The sequence below is a fragment of the Paraburkholderia sp. XV genome (assembly GCF_020177535.1).
Lineage (GTDB): Bacteria > Pseudomonadota > Gammaproteobacteria > Burkholderiales > Burkholderiaceae > Paraburkholderia > Paraburkholderia caribensis.
In genome coordinates this window covers 1-21,951 of record NZ_JAGUUD010000127.1, presented here as the reverse complement: position 1 = coordinate 21,951, position 21,951 = coordinate 1, and the positions used below count along the sequence as shown (strand labels likewise).

At 63.3% G+C, this 21,951-nt stretch carries 23 protein-coding genes; 14 read left to right on the top strand and 9 right to left on the bottom strand.

Annotation, left to right across the window (positions count from 1 at the left end):
* The first annotated feature begins 337 nt into the window (after window positions 1-337).
* Entirely contained in the window at window positions 338-1,666 is a 1,329-nt protein-coding gene (locus tag KFO72_RS35765) for an Nramp family divalent metal transporter (RefSeq protein WP_054933766.1), read from the top strand.
* 100 nt (window positions 1,667-1,766) lie between these two features.
* Here the strand turns inward: KFO72_RS35765 and flhC are convergent, their stop codons facing one another.
* The 6 genes from flhC to KFO72_RS35735 form a co-directional block, all read right to left on the bottom strand.
* Window positions 1,767-2,393 (bottom strand): flagellar transcriptional regulator FlhC, encoded by a 627-nt coding sequence (flhC, locus tag KFO72_RS35760; RefSeq protein ID WP_054933767.1) that lies wholly within the window; start codon window positions 2,391-2,393, stop codon window positions 1,767-1,769.
* Between the two features lie 17 nt (window positions 2,394-2,410).
* Window positions 2,411-2,731, bottom strand: a complete 321-nt coding sequence (flhD, locus tag KFO72_RS35755; protein WP_054933768.1) for a flagellar transcriptional regulator FlhD — start codon at window positions 2,729-2,731, stop codon at window positions 2,411-2,413.
* 436 nt (window positions 2,732-3,167) lie between these two features.
* A complete protein-coding gene (locus tag KFO72_RS35750; RefSeq protein WP_412101819.1) occupies window positions 3,168-3,791 on the bottom strand; it encodes a YeeE/YedE thiosulfate transporter family protein in 624 nt (207 codons plus the stop codon).
* A 243-nt stretch (window positions 3,792-4,034) separates the two neighbouring features.
* The gene (locus KFO72_RS35745) at window positions 4,035-4,844 is read right to left on the bottom strand and encodes a 2OG-Fe(II) oxygenase (protein ID WP_263627967.1); all 810 of its coding nucleotides are present in this window, start codon (window positions 4,842-4,844) and stop codon (window positions 4,035-4,037) included.
* Between the two features lie 85 nt (window positions 4,845-4,929).
* Window positions 4,930-5,472, bottom strand: coding sequence for a GNAT family N-acetyltransferase (locus KFO72_RS35740; RefSeq protein WP_225034069.1), 543 nt, complete (start codon window positions 5,470-5,472; stop codon window positions 4,930-4,932).
* Window positions 5,473-5,481: 9 nt separating this feature from the next.
* Window positions 5,482-6,387 (bottom strand): helix-turn-helix transcriptional regulator, encoded by a 906-nt coding sequence (locus KFO72_RS35735; protein WP_225034068.1) that lies wholly within the window; start codon window positions 6,385-6,387, stop codon window positions 5,482-5,484.
* 93 nt (window positions 6,388-6,480) lie between these two features.
* Here KFO72_RS35735 and KFO72_RS35730 point away from each other — a divergent pair, with 93 nt between their 5' ends.
* The 5 genes from KFO72_RS35730 (at window position 6,481) to KFO72_RS35710 (ending at window position 9,699) form a co-directional block, all read left to right on the top strand.
* Window positions 6,481-6,735: a hypothetical protein gene (locus KFO72_RS35730; RefSeq protein ID WP_007585681.1), complete on the top strand. Its 255-nt coding sequence runs from the start codon at window positions 6,481-6,483 to the stop codon at window positions 6,733-6,735.
* Between the two features lie 196 nt (window positions 6,736-6,931).
* Window positions 6,932-7,300, top strand: coding sequence for a nuclear transport factor 2 family protein (locus KFO72_RS35725; protein WP_060605545.1), 369 nt, complete (start codon window positions 6,932-6,934; stop codon window positions 7,298-7,300).
* Window positions 7,301-7,342: 42 nt separating this feature from the next.
* On the top strand, window positions 7,343-7,582 hold the full coding sequence (locus tag KFO72_RS35720) for a hypothetical protein (RefSeq protein WP_225034067.1): 240 nt from the start codon (window positions 7,343-7,345) through the stop codon (window positions 7,580-7,582).
* Between the two features lie 89 nt (window positions 7,583-7,671).
* Window positions 7,672-8,010: a hypothetical protein gene (locus tag KFO72_RS35715; protein WP_225034066.1), complete on the top strand. Its 339-nt coding sequence runs from the start codon at window positions 7,672-7,674 to the stop codon at window positions 8,008-8,010.
* A 126-nt stretch (window positions 8,011-8,136) separates the two neighbouring features.
* A complete protein-coding gene (locus tag KFO72_RS35710) occupies window positions 8,137-9,699 on the top strand; it encodes a tetratricopeptide repeat protein (protein ID WP_225034065.1) in 1,563 nt (520 codons plus the stop codon).
* A gap of 81 nt (window positions 9,700-9,780) precedes the next feature.
* Here the strand turns inward: KFO72_RS35710 and KFO72_RS35705 are convergent, their stop codons facing one another.
* From KFO72_RS35705 to KFO72_RS35695, 3 genes are all read right to left on the bottom strand, one after another.
* Entirely contained in the window at window positions 9,781-10,188 is a 408-nt protein-coding gene (locus KFO72_RS35705; RefSeq protein WP_060605557.1) for an Hsp20/alpha crystallin family protein, read from the bottom strand.
* A 16-nt stretch (window positions 10,189-10,204) separates the two neighbouring features.
* Window positions 10,205-10,645 carry an Hsp20/alpha crystallin family protein gene (locus KFO72_RS35700; RefSeq protein ID WP_060605560.1) on the bottom strand — a complete coding sequence of 147 codons (441 nt, stop codon included), beginning with the start codon at window positions 10,643-10,645 and terminating at the stop codon, window positions 10,205-10,207.
* Window positions 10,646-10,862: 217 nt separating this feature from the next.
* Entirely contained in the window at window positions 10,863-11,756 is an 894-nt protein-coding gene (locus KFO72_RS35695) for a DUF72 domain-containing protein (RefSeq protein ID WP_176053794.1), read from the bottom strand.
* Window positions 11,757-12,058: 302 nt separating this feature from the next.
* Here KFO72_RS35695 and deoC point away from each other — a divergent pair, with 302 nt between their 5' ends.
* The 8 genes from deoC (at window position 12,059) to KFO72_RS35655 (ending at window position 21,822) form a co-directional block, all read left to right on the top strand.
* The gene (gene deoC, locus KFO72_RS35690; RefSeq protein ID WP_054933783.1) at window positions 12,059-13,069 is read left to right on the top strand and encodes a deoxyribose-phosphate aldolase; all 1,011 of its coding nucleotides are present in this window, start codon (window positions 12,059-12,061) and stop codon (window positions 13,067-13,069) included.
* Between the two features lie 13 nt (window positions 13,070-13,082).
* Window positions 13,083-15,482 (top strand): aldehyde dehydrogenase family protein, encoded by a 2,400-nt coding sequence (locus KFO72_RS35685; RefSeq protein ID WP_225034064.1) that lies wholly within the window; start codon window positions 13,083-13,085, stop codon window positions 15,480-15,482.
* 69 nt (window positions 15,483-15,551) lie between these two features.
* Complete coding sequence (locus tag KFO72_RS35680) at window positions 15,552-16,016, top strand: RbsD/FucU family protein (protein ID WP_054933778.1); 465 nt, start codon at window positions 15,552-15,554, stop codon at window positions 16,014-16,016.
* A gap of 2 nt (window positions 16,017-16,018) precedes the next feature.
* Window positions 16,019-16,978, top strand: a complete 960-nt coding sequence (gene rbsK / locus KFO72_RS35675; RefSeq protein ID WP_062917028.1) for a ribokinase — start codon at window positions 16,019-16,021, stop codon at window positions 16,976-16,978.
* 50 nt (window positions 16,979-17,028) lie between these two features.
* The gene (locus tag KFO72_RS35670; protein WP_225034063.1) at window positions 17,029-18,048 is read left to right on the top strand and encodes an ABC transporter permease; all 1,020 of its coding nucleotides are present in this window, start codon (window positions 17,029-17,031) and stop codon (window positions 18,046-18,048) included.
* Window positions 18,049-18,157: 109 nt separating this feature from the next.
* The gene (locus KFO72_RS35665; protein ID WP_225034062.1) at window positions 18,158-19,162 is read left to right on the top strand and encodes a substrate-binding domain-containing protein; all 1,005 of its coding nucleotides are present in this window, start codon (window positions 18,158-18,160) and stop codon (window positions 19,160-19,162) included.
* Between the two features lie 79 nt (window positions 19,163-19,241).
* A complete protein-coding gene (locus KFO72_RS35660) occupies window positions 19,242-20,774 on the top strand; it encodes a sugar ABC transporter ATP-binding protein (RefSeq protein WP_054933780.1) in 1,533 nt (510 codons plus the stop codon).
* 1 nt (window position 20,775) lies between these two features.
* Window positions 20,776-21,822, top strand: coding sequence for an ABC transporter permease (locus KFO72_RS35655; protein ID WP_225034061.1), 1,047 nt, complete (start codon window positions 20,776-20,778; stop codon window positions 21,820-21,822).
* Window positions 21,823-21,951 lie beyond the last annotated feature (129 nt).

Sequence of the window (21,951 nt, the reverse complement as noted above, 5' to 3'; positions counted from 1 at the left end):
CGCCCCGCACAGGGGCGACGCATGAAGCACGCTAACAATTCGCGGATGCCAGCGCAAAGCCAAATCGCGAATGCCAGCGCAAAGCCAAATCGCGAATGCCAGCGCAAAGGCCAGACCAACCAACCTACAAATGCCAGCGCAAAGGCAGACAACAAAGCGCGCCTACCACCAAAAGCAAACCCAAACCACCAACCATCCCGTGCACCCTTGCACGCCCGAACCCTATATTTCTTTGTACACTTGAAGCCGTTTCGCGGGCAGCAACCCAGGTTTCGCGCCAGCGACCCATTAGCGACTCTCATCGCGCTGCGATATCACTCCCTTGAGGTCACCGGCTTTGCAGTTCAAACTTCCAACCACAGCTACCGCGCCGTTCTGCCCATCCGAGGTGCAGGGCTCCGTCGCCGTCACGCAGTCCGCTCCATTCTGGAAAAAAATCCTTCAGTTCGCAGGTCCCGGCCTGCTGGTGTCGATCGGTTACATGGACCCCGGCAACTGGGCCACCGACATCGAAGCCGGCTCGCGCTACGGCTACAGCCTGCTGTTCGTCGTGGTCCTGTCGAGCCTCGCAGCAATGGTGCTGCAATGCCTCAGCATGCGCCTTGGCATCGTGACGGGCCGCAATCTCGCGGAACTGTCACGCACGCGTTACTCGCCAGGTGTCGCACGCATTCAATGGCTGCTCGCCGAACTGTCGATCATCGCCTGCGATCTCGCCGAAGTGCTGGGCGGCGCGCTCGCGTTTCATCTGCTGTTCAAGTGCTCGCTGACGGTCGGCGTGATCCTGACCGCATTCGACACACTGATCGTGCTCGGCCTGAAGGGCAAGAATTTTCGCGACCTCGAAGCGATCATGCTCGGCCTGGTCGCGACGATCGGCCTGGGATACGTCATCGAACTGGCGCTGGTTCATCCGCACTGGCCGTCCGTCGCGGCGGGACTCGTGCCGTCGTGGCAAGCCGTCAGCGAACGCGAGCCGCTTTATCTCGCGATAGGCATTCTCGGCGCGACGGTAATGCCGCATAACCTGTATCTGCATTCGTCCATCGTGCAGACGCGCGCGATCAAGCGCGACCGCGAAGGCATCGCAGGTGCAATCTCGCTGTCGCGTATCGATACGATCGTCGCGCTCTTTCTCGCGCTGCTGATCAACGCCGCGATCCTGATTCTCGCGGCGGCCGCGTTCCATTCAACGGGGCATACCCAGGTCACCGAAATCGAGGACGCCTACCGGCTGCTCGCGCCCATCGTCGGCACGGGCTTCGCGGCCGTGCTGTTCGCGGTCACGCTGCTGGCGTCGGGGCAAAGCTCGACGTTCACGGGCACGGTCGCCGGGCAGGTCATCATGGAAGGCTTTCTGCAACTGAAGATTCCGTGCTACCAGCGGCGCTTCATCACGCGCGCGCTCGCGTTGATTCCCGCGCTCGTCGGCGTGCAGATGCTCGGCAATGGCGCCGTCGGCCAGTTGCTCGTTGCGAGTCAGGTGGTGCTGAGCCTGCAGTTGCCATTCGCGCTCTACCCGCTGATCCGCATGACGAACGACCGCGCGCTGATGGGCGAATTCACGAACCGGCTGCCGACGCGCATCATCGCGTGGTCGCTGTTCGTCGTGATCAGCGCGGCGAATATCTGGCTGGTCGTGCAGACGTTCGGGTTCGCAGGCTGAGCGTTGCAGCGCGCATCGAGCACAGACGAAAAAAAGCCGGTCTCGCGAGACCGGCTTCAAGATACTGCGTAGCTTCGGATGGACTGAGCAATGCGCGGCGCTAGGCCGCCAACGCAGTTTCCTCGAGCATCTGTTCTTCGAGTACTTCGATTTCTTCCGCGACTTGCGGCACGGATACGATGTCCTTCTCCGCCTCGCGCTTCGCGGCGGCGGCCTTCTTCGTCTTGCCCGCGCGCGACGGCGGCTGGCAGGCGCCGCATACGACGTTGTGCTGCAAGTCGTGCTTGTGCGCGACGAACTTGCCGCTGCAACGGCAGCACGGCGTCAGTTGCAGGATGTCGGCGTCGAAGAAACGCACGAGCGTCCATGCACGCGTCAGATCGAGCACCGGCTCGGTCTCGCTATGACGGCAATGCTCCAGATACAGACGATAACCCTTGGTCAGCGCGTCCAGATGCGAGCAGCGCGCTTCGTTCTTCAGGAACAGGTACGTGTTGTAGAAGAGCGATGCGTGGATGTTCGCGAGCCACGTCATGTACCAGTCCGCCGAGAACGGCAGCATGCCCTTGGGCGGCGATACGCCCTTGACCTCGCGGTACAGGCGGATCATCCGGTCGCGCGACAGCGTCAGCTCGCTTTCGAGCACCTGCATGCGCGCGCCCAGTTCAATCAGCGCGATCGCGCGGAACACTTCCTGCGCGTCTTCGGTAAGGCTCTTTTTCAGCATGGCAGTCCTCTCCGGTCTTAAGCGAACTGCTCTGCGGGCTGTCCAGCCAGCAGGATCGCGGCATGCGTCGATGCCACCTCCGCGTGACGGGACGTGTGCGTCAACGCCGCTAACATCGTGTGGTCGTTGAAGCGGAAGAAGCACAAAAGCTGATCGGAGCTGGCCAGCTTGACGATCTGCGCGAGCGACAGCCCGGCAAGAATATCAGCCAGCTCCGACGACAAGCCCAGGCGGAACATGCCGACTGCCTTGTCCTCGCGCAACATACGTTGTGCGAGCATGATGTAAGACAAATTGATTTCGCGGATTGAATCCAGCGTCTCGCTGCTACGGTCCATTTTCTCTGTTTCCGAAGCCCCGAATTACTTATGTCGGCATTTTCTGCCGTTATGGTCTTATGCCCCGCCGGACACTGAAGATTTCCGGCGTCAACTTGGTGCACAGATACAACCAGCCAACCTTTGATACAACCCGTTACATTTCGTAACAGCTTGGGCGGAATTGTATGAACAGGATTTCCAGAAATCAACACCTTTCTCAAAAAAAAGATACGACAAAACAACACTCGTTTCGGTAACTCTTTCATGGCGTCGTCATAATCGCTGGACAGACGGAAAACGTTTGCAACGGGCTTCTGGAAAACCCTTGTCAGATAAGGCTTCAAGCAAGAGTTTCCGATTTACGCCTGCGACCTGGCTTATGCGAAAATCATATAAGTTCAGAAAGCCGGTAGAAAGAAAACAAAAAAGCGCCAGGTAAAAAATACGCTGCGGGTTAGCGGCTCGGGGATAACCCGAGATGTAACGAAAAGACGTTACAAACTGGGAAGGAAATGTAACGGGTTGGCGCTGAACTTGTTACAGGGACGGTCGGAGTTTGTAACGCGTCAGCAGCCCGTTTGGCGGATTTGCTCGACTTCCAGGCCGAAAGGGGACGCACGCGGGTGCCGATTGCGTTGCGGCAAACGCGGCGACGTGTCACCACCAGCCATGCAGGCTGCCTGACACGTCCGGACTGAAATACGCGCCCCACCTTCCAACCGCAGGCCAGCCGGGCGCCGTAGCCGGGCATCAGGCCGCCCACGACGGCGGCGACGAGGGGTCGCATGGGCACGCGCCAGACGGGCGCCTGGCAGCCCGCTAGAGCGGCCGCAGCCATCGCGCCGCGCACATTGCCCGCATCCATTACGTTCGTTACATCGCGTGTAACGGACGATGCGAGGGCGGTGGCATTCGTGTGAGAACTCCTGTAAGGCCAACCGGCGACGTCGTTGCCCGCCAGCGCGAAGAGCTTCGCGCCCCACAGTGCAAACGCCGAAGTCACGCCGCACGGACGGCCCGACAGGGCGAGCGTTGCAAAGTCGAGCAGCGCGAGCGCCACCCCGCGAACAGCGGCCACGGTGCGTGCAGCCACGGCGACGCACTGCCGGTGCGCGGCGCATCGCCGACGAGGCGCCCGTGACGGCGTCTCTCGATCACGGCCGTCAGCGCAGCAGCCGCCGCGAAGACGGCGAGAGATTGACCGCAATCGCCCAGCGGGCGCCCAGCACGTCGTGACGGAGGATGCGGGGCGTGGCGCGCTTGCTGGCTCGATGCGGGCGGTCCGCAGCGCCTTCGATGTCGCACTGCGGAGTCGTAAGACCTATTTTGCGTCGTGGAAAATCACCCCCAGCGTATGCCGATGCCCCGACCGCAGCCGGCTCACGCCATGCCTCATGTTCACGCGATACGCGCCGCGCGCGCCCTGCACGGGCCGGTGATGCACGGCGAAGATCACGGCATCGCCCTTGCGCAGCGGCACGACCTCCGCGCGCGACTGCATGCGCGGACGCTGCTCCGTCAGGACGAACTCGCCGCCCGTGAAATCCTTGCCCGGTTCGGACAGCAGGATCGCGAGCTGCAGGGGAAAAACGTGCTCGCCATACAGGTCCTGATGCAGGCAGTTGTAATCGCCAGCCGTGTATTGAAGCATCAGCGGCGTGGGGCGCAATTGCCCCGCCTGATGACAGCGGCGCAGGAAGGCGGCGAGTGTCGGCGGAAAGCGCACGTCGATACGCATGGCTTCGTTCCAGGCATTCGCGAGCGGCGCGAGATGCGGATAGACGGCTGTGCGCAACGCGCCGACCACGTCGGGCAGCGGATAGTCGAAGTATTTGTACTCGCCGCGCCCGAAGCCATGCCGCGCCATCGCGATGCGGCTGCGGTAAAGATCGTCGCGAGGGTAGAGCGCGCTCAGCGCGTCGCATGCTTCGGCGCTCAGCAGGTTGTCCAGCATGGCGCAGCCTTGCGCGTCCAGTTCGGCCGCGATGCGGCGCCAGTCGATCGCGTCGACGCGCCGCTCGACAAGCTGCGGCGTGGCGATCGCGGGCACGGACTGCCGCTGGGGTTTGCGCGGCTTTTCGTCTGCGTCGCCGAACAGCGTGGGCTGGTGGTCGAATGCGAATTCCTGCATGAGCGGCTCCGTCGCGTCTTCCGCGTTGTCGATACCACTCAGTCTACGCACGCGTCAGCGCTCACACATCCCGGCGTTTGCTATCTCATTCGTTTCGGCTTTCGACGAAGCGCACCATCAGGTCGGCGTCGTGAAAGATGCCGTCGATGCACAGCGCATCCGGCTCGGTGCCGTACACGCGAAACCCGAGCGATTCGTACAGCGCACGCGCCGACCGGTTTGCGCTCGTCACGTTCAGCGCGATCTGCCGCAAGCCGTCGATCTGCCCCGCACGCTCGAGCAGCTCCGTCAGCAGCGCACGTCCCACGCCGCGTCCGGCGGCTTTGTCGGCGACATACATGCCGAGCACGTGGCCCTTGTGCCGGTGCTTGTGCCCCACGTCGCGCCGCAGCCCGACTGTGCCGAGCAGCGCGCCATCCGTCGGGCAAAACGCGCCCAGCAGAAAGTTGCCGTATACGGCGCCCGCGCCGGACAGCATCGCGTCATGTTGCGACGGGCCAAGCTCGACGGCCTCCTCGTAGCTTTGCCCGAACGCGGCGGGGTGGGTTTTCAGGCCACGCAGACGCAGCGCGAAAAACGCATCCCGGTCGGCGGTTTCCAGTTGGCGGATCGAGATGTCTTCGTGCATGCGCGCTCCTCAGTCGCTCGCGGCGTCCGACGACGCGCGCGTATCCGCGAATCTGCGCAGCGCCTCGGCCGTTTGCGGATCGGCGGGGAAGAAGGCTTCGATCGCGAGTTCCGACAGCGTGACGTCGACGGGCGTGCCGAACACGGTTGTGGTGCTGAAGAACGACAGCACGCCAAGTCCGGTGCGCAGGCGCAGCGGCACGGCGATCTGTTCGAGCGGCGTCGCGGGGCTGTGGTCGGCGGGTTCGGCGTCGGGCGGCGTCGGGTAGGCGGCCAGTTCGTCGTAGAGCGCGGCGAGCGTCGGATCGGCGCTGACGTCGACCTGGCGCTGCAGGCGCGACAGCAGATGCGTGCGCCACGCATGCCAGTTGGCGATCTGCGACGCGATGCCGTCCGGATGCATCGACAGGCGCAGCGCGTTGACGGGCGCTTCGAGCAGCGCGGGCTTCGCCGAGGTCAGCAGCGGCGCGAGCGCGCTGTTCGCGGCGACGATCGTCCAGTGCCGGTCGATGGCGACAGCGGGATACGGCTCGTGGCCCTTCAGCACGAGATCGATCGCTTCGCGCGCCGCGCCCAGTTGCGGGTCGCTCAATTGCCGTTCGCGGTAGAGCGGGGCATAGCCCGCTGCGACCAGCAGCGCATTGCGCGCCCGCAGCGGCACGTCGAGCCGTTCGGCGAGATGCATGACCATTTCGCGGCTCGGCAGCGCGCGGCCCGATTCGACGAAGCTCAGGTGGCGCGTCGAGATCTCGGCTTCGGAGGCGAGCAGCAACTGGCTCATCCGGCGCCGCTGACGCCACTCGCGCAGCATGTCGCCGACCGTGCGGCTCATCGAAGGGGCGCCCGAGGGCGCGGGCAGGGTGGCAGTGAGCGTGTTCATGGCGTCGATGATAGCCAAACCCTGGCGCAATTCCATTACCTTGGAGGTAAAGCGTGGCCGCACGCAGGATCGCCGGCGCAGCCAAACGCGCTCATACTGAAGTCCCTTGCGACCGTTCCGGAGGCGAACATGTGGGACAAGATCGAGCACAACGGCCAGGAAGTCTGGGTGCTTCCCGTCACGGCCTATGGGCCGCCCGTGCCGGAGACCTTGTGGCACTACGTCGGCTATGTATGCCATCACGGCGCCGACGCGCATCTTGCGGGGCAAAGCCGCCGCTTCCAGGAACTCGTCGCGACTTTCCACAGCGAAGAGGAAGCGCGCGAAGCCGGGTATGACGCAGGCCGGCGGCTCGCCGATCAGATCAGCACCGCGAACGCCTAGCGCGCGTACGCTCAAACCACGCCGCATCTCTTTCGTTCCGGCACCTGCCCGCTGTGAAGCGGCAGGTGCCGCCGGATCATTACCTCCCGCGTAATCGACTCACGTACGTTCATCGACGAATCTTCAGTCCGAGGCCGCCGCAAACAGGCAATACGCGGCGGACTTCTCGACCATTCACCCACTGAAGGAATCCCTGATGAACGCGCATACCGCACTGATCGACCGTTACTTCGACGCCTGGAACGAAACCGATGCCGGCCGCCGCCGCGAGCTGATTTCGGCGACCTGGGCGAGCGATGCCGCTTACCTCGATCCGCTTCTGTCCGGCAACGGGCACGACGGCATCGACGCGATGATCCGCGCCGTCCATGAACGCTTTGCGCATCACACGTTTCGCCGCACGACGGAAGTCGACGGCTTTGCGGATCGCCTGCGCTTCTCGTGGGAATTGCTGACGCCCTCGGGCGTTTCGATCGTGAAGGGCTCCGACTTCGGCATCGTCGAACCGGGCGGCCGGTTGCAGTCCGTCACCGGCTTTCTCGACGAAGCGCCCGGCGCAGCCTGACGCATAAACGGCCGTCCCACATACCAAGACAGGAGATCGATCATGCATGAGCCCGCCGTCCGCTTGAACGCCGATGCGTATGCGCGCGTGCAGGAGGCAATCGATGCGGCATCGGGTGCCGTCGCCGGATTCGCGCTGCTCGCAGGCGCCCGCGCATTCACGTTCATCGCGCTCGTCGCGTGGCGTGAGCCGGTACTCGGCGGCGCGGGGCTCATGCTGCTCGCGCTGGTCGGCTGGCTCAGATGGTGTTTGTGTCCGAATATGTCAGCGGCGAACCGTTGACGTCGTTGTTCGTCCTGACTAAAGTCCTGCGCAAGCGTAATGCAGATGTCGGATTCGAATTTCAACAAGACCTCGGGGAACGCAAGACCATGCAAACGACGAACAACATCGGAACGATCGGCACGGGCAGCACGGGCAGCACGAATAGCGCGGCTGCCCGCAGTTCCGGCGCGCAAGCGGGCAACAAGCCGAGCTTCAAGGAACTGCTCGATCAACTGACCGATTACACCAAAGGCTCGACGGGCGAGCGAATCGAAAAGATGATTCTCGCGAAGCTCGGCATCACGGAAGAAGACCTGAAGAAGATGTCGCCGGAAGAGCGCGAAAAAGTCATGCAGAAAGTCCGCGACCTGATAAAGAAAGAACTCGAAGCGCAGAAGCAACTCGAGGAAATGCAGAAGGACCACAAGATCCGCGTGTCAGTTTGACGACACGGCACGCTACGGCGTGACAGCAGCGGAAAGACGCTAAAGCCGAGGCAAGGCGAGGGGCTCGCGTACAATCGACCTCTTCGTCCCCGGGCGCGACGCGGCGTTGCGCCGAACCGCTGCATCATGAATCACGATATCGCCCAAAGCCTCGCTGACGCGCAGCAGAAGTTCACCGCTGGCCAATACGACGAAGCGGCAGCGCTGCTGCACGGCATTCTGTCGATCGATCCAGACCACAACGAAACACTCGAAGCGCTCGGCTACGTCGCGGCGAAGCAGGGCGATTACGCGCGCGCCGCCGATTACGCGACGCGCGCCGCGCGGCCCGCTTCGACGAACCCGCAGCAGCTTCATTTTGCCGCGCATATCTGTCAGCTCGCGGGGCGTCATGCCGACGCCATCGCGCTCTACGAGCGCGTGCTTGCCGCATATCCCGATCACGCCGAATCGCTGCATGGCGCGGCGATGTCGCTCGTTGCGACGGGCGAGCACGACCGCGCGCTGCAACGTCTCGCGCGCCTCGCCCAGCGCTATCCGCAATCGGCCGAAGTGCACTACAACCGTGGCACGCTGCTCGGGCAGATGGAGCGCTATGACGAAGAACTCGCCGCGTATCGCCAGGCGATTGCGTTGAAGCCCAATTTCGTGCGCGCATACGTGAATCTGGGCGTCGCGTTGCGCGATCTGCATCGTTTCGACGAAGCGTTGCAGCAGTTCAGGAAGGCCGTGTCGATCGATGCGAACGACGCCGGCGCCCGCACCAATCGCGCGCAGACCAATCTGCTGCTAGGCGAGTTCGAGCACGGCTGGCGCGAATACGAATGGCGCTGGCTCGACGGCACGATGCGTCACGGTTTGCCCGACACGACGCTGTGGACGGGCAAGCAGCCGCTCGATGGCAAGACGGTGTTCGTGCATGGCGAGCAGGGTTTCGGCGACACGGTGCAGTTCATCCGTTTCGTCGGGCGTCTGGGTGCGATGGGTGCGCGCGTTATCGTGCGGGTTCAGGATGCGTTGCTGCCGCTGTTGCGCGGCTATCCCGGCGCGGCTGAAGTGATCGGCGAAAGCGCGCCGTTGCCCGCGTTCGACTACCATATCCCGATGCTCAGTCTCGCGTTCGCGCTGAAGCTACGCGAAGCCGATCTGGCCACGGAAAGCCCCTACATTCATGCTGATTCGCAACTGGCAGGGCAATGGGCCGACGTATTCGCGCAAGACGATGCAAGGCCGCGCGTGGGTATCGTATGGTCGGGCAGCCGCACGCATCTGAACGACCGCAACCGGTCGATTCCGCTCGCGCAGTGCATGCCGCTGTTCGATGCGAACGCGCAGTTCGTGTCGCTGGTGAAGGATGTGCGCGAGAGCGATCGCGCGTGTCTCGATGCAAACGCGGCGCGCGGCGTGTTGCGCGATGTGTCCGACCGGTTGACGAGTTTCGCCGAGACAGCCGCGCTGATCGCGCAACTCGATCTCGTGATCGCCGTCGATACAGCCGTTGCACATGTTGCGGGCGCACTCGGCAAGCCCGTGTGGATCGCGTTGCCGTTCACACCCGACTGGCGCTGGCAACTGAAGCGCGACGACAGTCCGTGGTATCCGCACATGCGCCTGTTCCGTCAGTCGAAGCGCAATGACTGGAGCGACGTGATCGCGAGCTTGCGATCCGCGCTGAATCGACCGGCATAGCGCGCCGCTGGTTCGTTGCACGCAGACAAAAAAGGAGCACGCCGCAATGTCGGGTGCTCCTTTTTCACATCGATGAAACGCTTAGCCGAGTTTCACTTCGATTCGCCGCGGCTGCGCCTGTTCGCGGCGCGGAATGACGAGCTTCAGTACGCCGTCTTTCAGATTGGCTTCGATCTTCGACGTGTCGAAGTCGTCGCTGATCGAAAAGCGCCGCGCGAAGAAGGGCGCGCGCACTTCCGCATGCGAGAGCCGCACATTCGATGCCGCCGGGACCACGGATTCGCCTTCAATGGTCAGGCTGCCGTCGTGCACGCGAATGTCGAGCTTGTCCTTCGATACGCCGGGCAGATCCGCCCATAGCGTCACCGCCTTGCTGTCCTCGACGATATCGACGGGCGGCGTCAGCGTGACGCGGCGTTCCTGCTGGCGCGCGCCGTTGCGGCTTACCGCGCTCTCGTCGCGCTGGGTCATTTGAGTATTGTCGCTCATGATCTTTTCCTCGCCCTTATTGAACCGTGATTGCGCGCGGCTTCGACGCTTCGCGCTTGCCGACCGTGATCAGCAGACAACCGTCTACATAACGTGCCTGCACATTGTCGGGATCGGCCTGTTGCGGCAGTTCGACGACGCGGCGGAACGCGCCGTTGAAGCGCTCCTGTGCATAGGCCCGCGCGCCTTCTTCCTGCGCGGGGCGTGCCGCCGCGCGCTCGCCTGCGATGGTCAGCAAGCCCTTGTCGATCGACAGTTCCAGCTTCGACGGATCGATGCCGGGTGCGAACGCGACGATCTCGATGGCTTCGTCGGTCGTGCCGATGTTGAGGCTCGGGAATGTGCCGGCGCGGCTCGAACGCAGGCTCGAAGGGAAGCCGTTGAACACGCTCGACATGTGCCGCTGCAAGCGGTCGAGTTCGTTGAACACATCGGTTCCGAAGTACAAGTCACTCATGGTCGCTCTCTCCTCTGAGCGGCGAGGCGCGCCGGCCTGAGTGTGCCGGTTTGCCTGTCATGCCGCGACGAACGAATGGATACACGCAGCGCCGTCATGTCGATGCAGCGGCTGCCCTGGTGACTCGATAGATAGGAAGCCTGCGCAAACTTTCAAGTGCAATTTCTGCAAAAAACGGCGCCTTGAAATGAGGTCGGGCGGCCTCATATCGGTGGATTCATGCGGCGCGTCCCGTTTTTTTCATCTGCTCGAGACGTGTCTTGAGCCGCGCCGCATCAAAAGGCGCTTCCACTTTCTTGTCATTGTCGAAATAGACGAATACGTCACGCGAGCGGCGCGGCGCGGCGGCGCGACGATCGAAGCGCACCGCGTCGCGCGGTTCGCTACCGCGTGCCCATGCGTCGACACGGGCGGCGAAGCGGTCGAGCGCCGCGTCGGTGTACGCGCCGCCGTACAACGTTTCGCTGCCGTGCAGGCGCATGTAAATGAAGTCGCTCGTCACGTCCTCGCCATAGGGCCAGCCCGCGACGGCGTCCGACACGACGAGCGCCGCCTTGTGCTTGCGAAGCAACGCGACGAATTCCGGCACGCAAAAGCTCGGATGACGGATTTCGACTGCGTGCCGCAAGCGCCTGTTCGTTTCCACCGCGAACCACGGCTGTTTCACGCGGCCATCGTGCTGAAGCGCGAGTTTCGCGGCGGAATCGAAGTCTTGCGGCAGCAGCGCGAGGAATCGCTCGAACAGGTCGGGCTTGAATGGAAAGTTCGGTGGAAACTGCCAGAGGAAGGGGCCGAGCTTGTCGCGTAGCGCCAATACGCCGGACGCAAAGAAGTTTGCGATCGCCGGCAGTGCGGTCTCGTCGCGAAAGCGCAGCATGTGCGTGAGATAACGAGGGCCTTTGACGCTGAACGTGAAGCCGTCGGGCGTCGCCTCATACCACGACAGATAACTGCCGATGCTTTGCAGCGAGTAGTGCGAGCCGTTGATCTCGATGGTGTCGACGGCGCGCGACGCGAATTCGAGTTCGCGCCTGTGCGCCAGTCCCTGCGGATAGAACACGCCGCGCCAGCCATCGTAGCGCCAACCCGAAATGCCGATCTTCACGTTCATGTGCGTGTCCCCCGCCCGTCACCCCGACCCTGACGGCTTGCCGCAAGCGCCGTTCCAACGGTTGTGAGGCCGCTTACCCCGGTCACCTCCCGTCACACCCTGGTGAAAACACCGATGCGCGCTGCCGGCTACGAACAAAGCCTTACTGGACAAGACTTTCGCACGTGTGCGCCGGGCCTGCCGCGTTCGTGAGTGCTGGAAACGATCGTAACGAAGCTTGTTAGAATCCTCTCAAGCGATGTACGATGCATGCAAATAAACCATCAGCCGTTGCGGTGCATTGCACAAACTTGCGGATGTCCATGCCTGAAGCTCCTACCCAGTCCTCGTCGGTCGTCGCGCTGCGGCGTGCGGCCCACGTTCATCCCGCCCGTAACCCGGGCGTGCCTTTCGATCTCGCGTGGCTCGACGGGTTGCGCGTCAACCAGTCGGCTGTCGAGCGGCGCACGGCGACGCTCGGCACCCGCCGCACCGTCAAGAAAGATGCGCAGGCCGCATGGCTGCTGAAAGCCGTCACCTGCATCGACCTTACGACGCTCAACGGCGACGACACGGAAGGCCGCGTGCGGCGTCTGTGCGCGAAAGCGAGACAGCCGGTGCGCGCCGACATTCTGGCGGCGCTCGGCGTGCCGCCGCATACCATCACGACGGGCGCCGTGTGCGTGTATCACCGCTACGTCGCGGCTGCCGTCGATGCGCTATCGGGCAGCGGCATTCCTGTTGCGGCGGTATCGACGGGTTTTCCGGCGGGCCTGATTCCGCATCCGCTGAAGCTGAAGGAAATCGAGGCATCGGTGGCCGACGGTGCGCGGGAAATCGACATCGTCGTCACGCGCGAGCACGTGCTGACAGGCAACTGGCAGGCGCTGTACGACGAAGTGCGCGAGTTCCGCGCCGCATGCGGCGAAGCGCATCTGAAAGCGATTCTCGCGACGGGCGATATCCAGACGCTGTCGAACGTTGCGCGGGCATCGATGATCTGCATGATGGCGGGCGCCGATTTCATCAAGACGTCGACGGGCAAGGAGGGTGTCAACGCGACGCTCGACGTGTCGCTCGTGATGGCGCGCATGATCCGCGAATACCAGGCGCGCACAGGCATCCTGATTGGCTTCAAGCCGGCGGGCGGCGTGTCGAACGCCAAGACGGCGCTGCTGTATCAGATCCTGATGAAAGAAGAACTGGGCCGCGCGTGGCTCGAACCCGAACTGTTCCGCTTCGGGGCTTCCAGTCTTCTCGCCGATATCGAACGCCAGCTCGAGCATTACGCGACTGGCCGCTATTCCGCCTTCAACCGCCACCCTGTTGCCTGAGCAGATCGATCCCATGAGCGTAGCCGAGTATTTTTCATCAATGGAGTACGGTCCCGCACCCGAGGACGATCAGCCTGCGCGCGCCTGGCTTGCGCAGCATGACGCGACATTTGGCCATTTCGTCGACGGCGGATGGCGCGCGCCCGCAGCAGGCGAGCGTTTCGCGTCGCACGAACCGGCCACTGGCGGGTTGCTCGCGCACATCGCGCAAGGCGACGCAGCGGATGTGGACGCCGCCGTTGCCGCTGCGCGGGCCGCGCAGCCGGGCTGGCTCGCGCTGGGCGGCGCGGGCCGCGCGCGTCATCTGTATGCGCTGTCGCGAATGGTCCAGCGTCACAGCCGCCTGTTCGCCGTGCTCGAAGCGCTGGACAACGGCAAGCCGATCCGCGAAACGCGCGACATCGATATCCCACTGGTAGCAAGGCACTTTCTGCATCACGCGGGCTGGGCGCAACTGCAGGACAGCGAGTTCAAGGACTTCGCGCCGCTCGGCGTGATCGGCCAGATCGTGCCGTGGAATTTCCCGCTGCTGATGCTCGCATGGAAGATCGCGCCCGCTATCGCCACGGGCAATTGCGTCGTGCTGAAGCCGGCCGAATACACGCCGCTGACGGCGCTGCTGTTCGCCGAACTCGCGCACCGCGCGGGCTTGCCGAAGGGCGTGCTGAACGTGGTGACGGGGGACGGACGCACGGGCGCCGCGCTGGTCGAACATGCGGGCGTCGACAAGATCGCGTTCACGGGCTCGACGGAAGTGGGCCGCCTGATCCGCGCGGCAACGGCGGGCACGGGCAAGTCGTTGACGCTGGAATTGGGCGGCAAGTCGCCGTTCATCGTGTTCGACGATGCCGATCTCGACGGTGCTGTCGAAGGCGTGGTCGACGCGATCTGGTTCAACCAGGGGCAGGTGTGCTGCGCGGGCTCGCGTCTGCTCGTGCAGGAAGGCGTCGCTGCGCGCTTCATCGACAAGCTCAAGCGCCGCATGGCGACGCTGCGCGTCGGCCCGTCGCTCGACAAGAGCATCGATATCGGCGCGATTGTCGATAAGGTGCAACTGGAGCGCATTGACTCACTGGTCGAAGCGGGCCGTCTGGAAGGTTGCGAAATCTATCAGTCGACGCAAACCACGGTGCCCGCGGGCGGCTGCTTCTATCCGCCGACGCTCGTCACAGGCGTCGCGCCCGCCTCGACGCTGGCGCAGGAAGAAATCTTCGGCCCCGTGCTCGTGACGATGACGTTCCGCACGCCCGACGAAGCCGTCGCGCTCGCGAACAACACGCGCTACGGACTCGCCGCAAGCATCTGGAGCGAGACGATCGGCCGCGCGCTCGATATCGCGCCGCGCCTCGCGTGCGGCGTGGTGTGGGTCAACGCGACGAACCTGTTCGACGCGGCCGTCGGCTTCGGCGGCTATCGCGAGTCGGGCTACGGACGCGAAGGCGGCCGCGAAGGCATCTACGAATATGTGAAGCCGAAGGCATGGCTCGCGCTCGGTGAGCGTCGCCCGGTGCATCGCGTGACGGAGGTGTCGGCGCAAGCGCATGAGTTTGAACAAACCGCCGATGTGCTGGCGATCGACCGCACCGCGAAGCTCTTTATCGGCGGCAAGCAGGCGCGGCCGGACAGCGGCTACACGCTGCCCGTCTACGGCGCCGATGGCGCGCTCGTCGGCGAAGTGGGCGAGGGCAATCGCAAGGACATCCGCAATGCCGTCGCGGCGGCGCGTGGCGCGCAGAAGTGGTCGCAGGCCACCGCGCACAACCGCGCACAGGTGATCTATTACCTCGCTGAAAATCTTGCGGTGCGCGCGCATGAATTCGTGCATCAACTGGTAAAGCGAACGGGCGCGAGCGTTGCGCAAGCGCGGCGCGAAGTGGATGCGTCGGTGACGCGGCTCTTCACGTATGCCGCGTGGGCCGACAAGTTCGACGGCGCGGTGCATGCGCCGCCGCTGCGCGGCGTCGCGCTCGCGATGAACGAGCCGCTCGGCGTGATCGGCATTGCGTGCCCGGATGAAGCGCCGTTGCTGTCTTTCATTTCGCTGATTGCCCCTGCGCTCGCGATGGGAAATCGTGTGGTTGCCTTGCCGAGTTCGTCGAGTCCGCTTACAGTGACCGACTTCTATCAGATTGTGGAGACGTCGGACGTGCCCGCGGGCGTGCTCAACATCGTGACGGGCGAACGCGATGCGCTGCTGCCGGCGCTCGCGAAGCACGACGATGTCGATGCGCTGTGGTGCTTCGGCTTCGCGAAAGATTCGGCGCTTGCCGAACGCGAGTCGGTGGGCAACCTGAAGCGCACGTTCGTCGACCATGGCCGTGCGTTCGACTGGTTCGACACATCGAGCGAAGGCCCGGCGTTTCTGCGCCATGCAACACAAGTCAAGAACATCTGGATACCGTATGGCGACTGATCGCTTTCTGATCGCCTGACAGGGCATGACAGAACGATAGCGCGCCAACCGAATAACGGAGGAGACAACGTGCTGAAGAATCTGGACCCGCTGTTGAACGCCGATGTGCTGCACGCGCTGCGCGCGATGGGCCACGGTGACGAAGTGGTGATTTGCGACGCGAACTTTCCGGGCGACTCGGTCGCGCGGGAGTCCGTGACGGGCAAACTGCTGCGGCTCGACGGCGTCGATGCGCCGCGCGCGATTCGCGCGCTGCTGTCGGTGCTGCCGCTCGATACGTTCGTCGACGATCCCGCCTCGCGCATGGAAGTGGTCGGCGAGCCGAACACGCTTCCCGCCGTGCAGCGCGAAGCGCAAGCCGAAGTGAACGAGGCCGAAGGGCGCGACGTGCCGTTCGTCGGCATCGAGCGCTTCGCGTTCTATGCACGCGCGAAGAAAGCCTACTGCGTGATCGCCACGGGCGAAACGCGCGGCTACGGCTGCTTCATCTTCAAGAAGGGCGTGCTGCTCGCGCCCGACGCACCAAAGGCATGACGATGGCCACGCAACAGAAAGAAGGCCGCGTCGTCATTCTCGGCATCTATGTGACGGATCTCACGTTTCGCGCGGACCGCATGCCGTTGATCGGCGAAACGATCGCGGGCAATGCGTTCAAGATGGGCCCGGGCGGCAAGGGCTCGAACCAGGCCGTCGCGGCGGCGCGTGCGGGCGCCGACGTGGTGTTCTGCACGCGCATCGGCAACGACGCGTTCGGCCAGATCGCGCGGGCCACCTGGGACGTCGAGGGCATTACGTCGCGTGCGTCGGTGATCGACGGCGCATCGACGGGCGCGGCGCACATTTTCGTCGACGACACCACGGGCAAGAACGCGATCATCGTCGCGTCCGGCGCGGCAGCGACGATGAATGCAGGCGACGTCGATGCGATCGAGGCGGATATCGCCTCGGCGCGCGTGTTCGTCACCCAACTCGAACAGCCGGTCGGCGCTGCGAAGCATGGCCTCGAAATCGCGCGCAAGCATGGCGTGACGACCGTGTTCAATCCCGCGCCCGCGTTGCCGCTCGACGACAGCATCTTCCCGCTGTGCGACTACATCACGCCGAACGAAACGGAGACGACCGCGCTGACGGGCATCGAGGTCGGCAATGTGGACGATGCGCGCCGTGCCGCTGACGTGCTGCTGAAGAAAGGCGTGCGCAATGTGATCGTGACGCTCGGCGAAGCGGGCGCGTTGCTGCATTCGGCGGAGCAATCGGTGTTCGTGCCCGCGTTCCAGTGTGGACGCGTGGTTGAAACCGCAGGCGCGGGCGATGGCTTCACGGGCGGCTTCGCGGCAGCGCTTGCGCGCGGCGCGGATGCCGTCGAGGCAACGCGCTTCGGCTGCGCGCTGGCGGGCATTTCGGTGACGCGGCCCGGCACCGCGCCTTCGATGCCCACGCTCGCCGAAGTCAACGACGTGCTGGCCCAGGCCGGTCATCCCGTTTCAACGCATTGAGCGCGTGCGCCGCCCGGTGCGGCGCGCGGCATGAAGGAGTTCGTTTCGACATGAAGTCCTCGCTTTCCTCCGGCCTGTTCCGCGACCGGCAACTGAACTTTCTGCTAGCGGTGAACGTGCTCGTCGTGCTCGCCGCGACATGGATCTCGCACGGTCAGTTCGTCTCGCTCGACAACCTGCAGTCGATGGGCGGCCAGTTGCCCGAACTCGGGCTGCTCGCGCTCGGCATCATGCTGTCGATGGTGTCGGGCAACGGCGGCATCGACCTGTCGGGCGTCGGGCTCGCGAACCTGTCGGGCATGGTCGCGGCGCTGGTCGTGCCGAAGTTCATCAGCGGCGACGATGCGCCGATGCTCTATACGGGCGTGTTCTGCGCGATCGTCGTGTGCATGGGCGCCATTGGCGGGCTCGTGAACGGCATCGTGATCGCACGTTTGCGCCTCACGCCGATTCTCTGCACGCTCGGCACGCAGTTGCTGTTCACGGGTTGTGCCGTCGTGTTGAGCAATGGCGCGTCGGTGCACGTCGATTATGTCGAGCCGTTGTCGGATATCGGCAATGGCACGTGGTTCCAGGTGCCCGTGTCGTTCGTGATCTTCATTGCGGCTGTCGTCGTGCTCGGCTGGCTGCTGCGGCGCAGCCCGTTCGGCCTGCGTCTGTATCTGATGGGCACGAACCCGAAGGCGGCGTTCTACACGGGCATTCCGCGCGCGCGGATGCTGATTCTCACGTACATGATGTGCGGCATCCTCGCATCGCTCGCGGGACTGATCAGCGTCACGCACACGTCGAGTGCGAAGTGGGACTACGGCAATTCGTATCTGCTGATCGCGATCCTGATTGCCGTGATGGGCGGCGTGAATCCGGAGGGCGGTTATGGCCGCATCGTCTGCGTGTTCTTCGCGGCGACGGTGCTGCAGTTTCTGTCGAGCTTCTTCAATCTGCTCGGCGTGTCGCAGTTTTTCGGCGATTGCGCGTGGGGTTTCCTGCTGCTCGCGTCACTCGCATTTGCGGGCGGCGAGCGCGTGCGCGCGATCTTCGGTTTCGCGCAGCCGAATCAAAGGCGCTAGCGTTGCAGCGATAGTTTCAGCGGACATCGGGGCCCTGGATTTCCGCGTGCATATGAAGGGGCGACACTAACTCAATGACCAGATCACTAAAGGCAACGGAGACAAACACATGAAACTGACCCGACTGAGCGCCGCCCTTGCAACCGGCGCACTCGCCCTCGGCGTGATCGCCGCCGCGCAGGCCGCAACCAACGAAACGATCGTCACGGTCGTCAAGGTAACGGGCATCAACTGGTTCAACCGGATGGACGAAGGCGTCAAGGAGTTCGCGAGGGACAACCCCGGCGTGCAGGCGTATCAGACGGGCCCGGGCCGCGCCGATGCCGCGCAGCAGCTGAAGATCATCGAAGACCTGATCGCGAAGAAAGTGACGGCCATCGCCGTCGTTCCGTACGATCCGCCCACGCTCGAACCCGCGCTGAAAAAGGCGATGGATCGCGGCATCAAGGTCGTCACGCATGAAGCGGACAACGCGAAGAACACGATGGTCGACATCGAGGCCTTCGACAACTCCGCATACGGCGCGGGCCTGAACGAGCGTCTCGCATCGTGCATGCATCAGGACGGCAAGTGGGCCGTGCTGGTAGGCTCGCTCGGCAGCCGCTCGCAGGTGCAATGGGCCGACGGCGGCATCAACAATGCGAAGGCCAAGTATCCGAAGTTGAATCTCGTCGAGCCGAAGCTCGAAACGAATAACGACGGCGAGAAAGCGTATGAAGTCGCGAAGGAAGTGCTGCGCAAGCATCCCGACCTGAAGGGCTTCCAGGGTTCGTCGTCGCTGGATGTGATCGGCATTGGCCGCGCGGTTGAAGAGGCGGGCATGCAAGGCAAGATCTGCGTGTACGGCACGGGCCTGCCGACGGAAGCGGGCAAGTTCCTCGAAAGCGGTGCGGTGAACGGCATCGCGTTCTGGGACCCGAAGCTGGCCGGTCTCGCGATGAACAAGGTCGCGCAGATGCTGGTCGACGGCAAGACCGTGCAGAACGGCGCCGACCTCGGCATTCCGGGCTATACGAAGGTGACGGTCGAGAAGGGTCCGGGCAAGGGCATCATCGTGCGCGGCCAGGGCTGGGTGAACGTCGACAAGACGAACTACAAGCAATACAACTTCTGATCGCGGCATCACCGCGTGCGGGCATTCGCGAGCGAGAGCCCGCACGCTTCGACATTCATCTGGAGCACGGCTTTTCAGCATGAATCAAAACGTTTCCTCCACGCCGTTCCTGCAGGTGGTCGGCGTACACAAGCGGTTCACGGGCGTGCATGCATTGCGCGGCGTGAGCCTGTCATTCGAGCGCGGGCAGATTTATCACCTGCTCGGCGAAAACGGCTGCGGCAAGAGCACGCTCATCAAGATCATCTCCGGCGCGCAGCCGCCCGATGAAGGCGAGCTGATCATCGAAGGCGTTTCGCATGCCCGGCTGTCGGCACTCGAATCGCTGGCGGCAGGCATCGAGACGGTCTATCAGGACCTGTCGCTGCTGCCGAACATGAGCGTCGCCGAAAACGTCGCGCTGACGTCGGAGCTTGCCGAACACAATGGTCGCCTCACGCGTACCTTCGATCGCAAGGCGCTCGCGCGCACCGCGGCGAAAGCACTCGAAGCCGTAGGCCTGCCGGGCGACGCCGGATTCCAGTCGACGCTGATCGAACAGTTGCCGCTCGCGACGCGGCAACTCGTGGCGATCGCGCGTGCGATTGCGAGCGAAGCGAAGTTCGTCATCATGGACGAGCCGACCACGTCGCTGACGCAAAAGGAAGTGGACAACCTGATCGCCGTGCTCGCGAATCTGCGCGCGCAGGGCGTGACGGTGCTGTTCGTGAGTCACAAGCTCGACGAGTGCTATGCGATCGGCGGTGAAGTGATCGTGCTGCGTGACGGCCAGAAGATGGCGCAAGGCCCGATCGCCGATTACACGAAAACGCAGATCAGCGAGCTGATGACAGGCCGTCATCTGTCGAGCGAGCGGTATCGTGAAGGCGAAGTCGGCAAGGAAGTCGTGCTCGACGTGAAGGGCTTCACGCGCGGCGCGCAGTTCCGCGATGTGTCGTTCGCACTGCATCGTGGAGAGATTCTCGGCGTCACGGGACTGCTCGATTCGGGCCGCAACGAACTGGCGCGCGCGCTGGCGGGTGTCGCGCCGGCCGAGAGCGGCACGGTCACGCTCGAAGGCAGGCACGTGGTGTTGCGCACGCCAGCGCACGCGAAGGATCATCGGATCGGCTATGTTCCCGAAGATCGCCTGAACGAAGGGCTCTTTCTCGACAAGCCGATTCGCGACAACGTGATCACGGCGATGATTTCGAGCTTGCGCGACCGCTTTGGACAGATCGACCGTGCGCGCGCGCAGCAGCTTGCCGAGCAGACGGTGAAGGACTTGCAGATTGCGACGCCTGGTGTCGACAAGCCGGTGCAGTCGCTGTCGGGCGGCAACCAGCAGCGCGTGCTGATTGGCCGCTGGCTGGCGATCGATCCGCGCGTGCTGATTCTGCACGGGCCGACTGTCGGCGTGGATGTGGGCTCGAAGGACATCATTTATCGGATCATGCAGAAGCTGTCGCAGCGTGGCATAGGCATCATTCTGATCAGCGATGACCTGCCCGAGCTGCTGCAGAACTGCGATCGCATTCTGATGATGAAGAAAGGCCGCGTGGCGAATCAGTATCGCGCGGATCAGTTGAACGAAGCGGAGCTTTATCACGCTTTGCTGTCAGAGGCTGCATAAGATGTCGTCTATCATGGACCGGACCGTGACTACCCCCAACGTCGTCGAAATCGCGCCCGAGGTGAAGCCGCCCACGTGGCGCGCGAAGTTCTCGCGCAACCCGGAGTGGTTCACGGCGGCGCTGATCGTCGTGACGTGCGTGATCGTTGGCGCGATCAATCCGCGCTTCTTTCAGCTTGCGACGCTGTTCGATCTGTTGCATTCGGCGACGACGATGTCGCTGTTCGCGCTGGGGACGCTCGTTGTGCTCGCGTCGGGTGGTATTGACGTGTCGTTCACGGCGATTGGCGCGCTCACCATGTATGCGATTACCAAGGCTGTGTTTGCCTGGTGGCCGGATGCGCCGTTTGCGCTGATTCTTGTTGTTGGCGCGGTGGGCGGTATTGTGCTTGGTGTGATCAATGGCTTGCTGGTGCATCGGCTGAAGGCGCCTTCGCTGATCGTGACGATCGGCACGCAGTATCTGTATCGCGGGATTTTGCTGACGTTTATCGGCACGACGTTCTTTATGAACATTCCGCACAGCATGGATCATTTTGGGCGTATTCCGCTGTTCTTTTACCACACGGCGGATGGGCTGCGGGCGGTGTTGCCTGCGTCTGTGCTGGCGCTCGTGATTGCTGCTGTTGTCACGTGGTGGCTGCTTAATCGCACGATGATGGGGCGCGGTGTGTATGCCATGGGTGGCAGTCTTGCCATTGCCGAGCGGCTTGGCTATAACCTGCGGGCTATTCATCTTTTTGTGTTCGGTTATACGGGGATGCTTGCGGGTATTGCAGGCATTCTGCATGTGTCGAATAACCGGCTCGCGAATCCTTTTGATCTTGTCGGTACTGAACTCGATGTGATCGCTGCGGTGATTTTGGGCGGGGCCCGGATTACCGGTGGGACGGGGACTGTAGTTGGCACGCTGCTTGGGGTCGTGCTTGTTACGCTCATTAATAGCGTGCTTATTCTGGTTGGGGTGCCTAGTACCTGGCAGAAGGTTATTATCGGGGCGTTTATCTTGATTGCTGGGACGTTGTTTGCTTTGCAGCGGAAGGGGTAAGGGGTTTCTTTTGTCTGCGACGCTGGGTGGTTTGATTGTTGTTTTCGCTGGTATCCGCGATTTGCCTTTGCTTTCGCTGGCATCCGCGTTACGTTATCTAGCTTCACGCGTCGCCCCTGTGCGGGGCGG

What these genes read in the sequence shown, in the direction of transcription:
- KFO72_RS35665 (WP_225034062.1), top strand. Translation starts at nt 18,158, where the DNA reads ATGAAACTGACCCGACTGAGCGCCGCCCTTGCAACCGGCGCACTCGCC.
- KFO72_RS35740 (WP_225034069.1), bottom strand. Translation starts at nt 5,472, where the DNA reads ATGCACGAAGACATCTCGATCCGCCAACTGGAAACCGCCGACCGGGAT.
- deoC (WP_054933783.1), top strand. Translation starts at nt 12,059, where the DNA reads ATGCCTGAAGCTCCTACCCAGTCCTCGTCGGTCGTCGCGCTGCGGCGT.
- rbsK (WP_062917028.1), top strand. Translation starts at nt 16,019, where the DNA reads ATGGCCACGCAACAGAAAGAAGGCCGCGTCGTCATTCTCGGCATCTAT.
- KFO72_RS35725 (WP_060605545.1), top strand. Translation starts at nt 6,932, where the DNA reads ATGAACGCGCATACCGCACTGATCGACCGTTACTTCGACGCCTGGAAC.
- KFO72_RS35670 (WP_225034063.1), top strand. Translation starts at nt 17,029, where the DNA reads ATGAAGTCCTCGCTTTCCTCCGGCCTGTTCCGCGACCGGCAACTGAAC.
- KFO72_RS35695 (WP_176053794.1), bottom strand. Translation starts at nt 11,756, where the DNA reads ATGAACGTGAAGATCGGCATTTCGGGTTGGCGCTACGATGGCTGGCGC.
- flhD (WP_054933768.1), bottom strand. Translation starts at nt 2,731, where the DNA reads ATGGACCGTAGCAGCGAGACGCTGGATTCAATCCGCGAAATCAATTTG.
- flhC (WP_054933767.1), bottom strand. Translation starts at nt 2,393, where the DNA reads ATGCTGAAAAAGAGCCTTACCGAAGACGCGCAGGAAGTGTTCCGCGCG.
- KFO72_RS35705 (WP_060605557.1), bottom strand. Translation starts at nt 10,188, where the DNA reads ATGAGCGACAATACTCAAATGACCCAGCGCGACGAGAGCGCGGTAAGC.
- KFO72_RS35710 (WP_225034065.1), top strand. Translation starts at nt 8,137, where the DNA reads ATGAATCACGATATCGCCCAAAGCCTCGCTGACGCGCAGCAGAAGTTC.
- KFO72_RS35745 (WP_263627967.1), bottom strand. Translation starts at nt 4,844, where the DNA reads ATGCAGGAATTCGCATTCGACCACCAGCCCACGCTGTTCGGCGACGCA.
- KFO72_RS35735 (WP_225034068.1), bottom strand. Translation starts at nt 6,387, where the DNA reads ATGGAATTGCGCCAGGGTTTGGCTATCATCGACGCCATGAACACGCTC.
- KFO72_RS35685 (WP_225034064.1), top strand. Translation starts at nt 13,083, where the DNA reads ATGAGCGTAGCCGAGTATTTTTCATCAATGGAGTACGGTCCCGCACCC.
- KFO72_RS35730 (WP_007585681.1), top strand. Translation starts at nt 6,481, where the DNA reads ATGTGGGACAAGATCGAGCACAACGGCCAGGAAGTCTGGGTGCTTCCC.
- KFO72_RS35715 (WP_225034066.1), top strand. Translation starts at nt 7,672, where the DNA reads ATGCAAACGACGAACAACATCGGAACGATCGGCACGGGCAGCACGGGC.
- KFO72_RS35660 (WP_054933780.1), top strand. Translation starts at nt 19,242, where the DNA reads ATGAATCAAAACGTTTCCTCCACGCCGTTCCTGCAGGTGGTCGGCGTA.
- KFO72_RS35700 (WP_060605560.1), bottom strand. Translation starts at nt 10,645, where the DNA reads ATGAGTGACTTGTACTTCGGAACCGATGTGTTCAACGAACTCGACCGC.
- KFO72_RS35655 (WP_225034061.1), top strand. Translation starts at nt 20,776, where the DNA reads ATGTCGTCTATCATGGACCGGACCGTGACTACCCCCAACGTCGTCGAA.
- KFO72_RS35720 (WP_225034067.1), top strand. Translation starts at nt 7,343, where the DNA reads ATGCATGAGCCCGCCGTCCGCTTGAACGCCGATGCGTATGCGCGCGTG.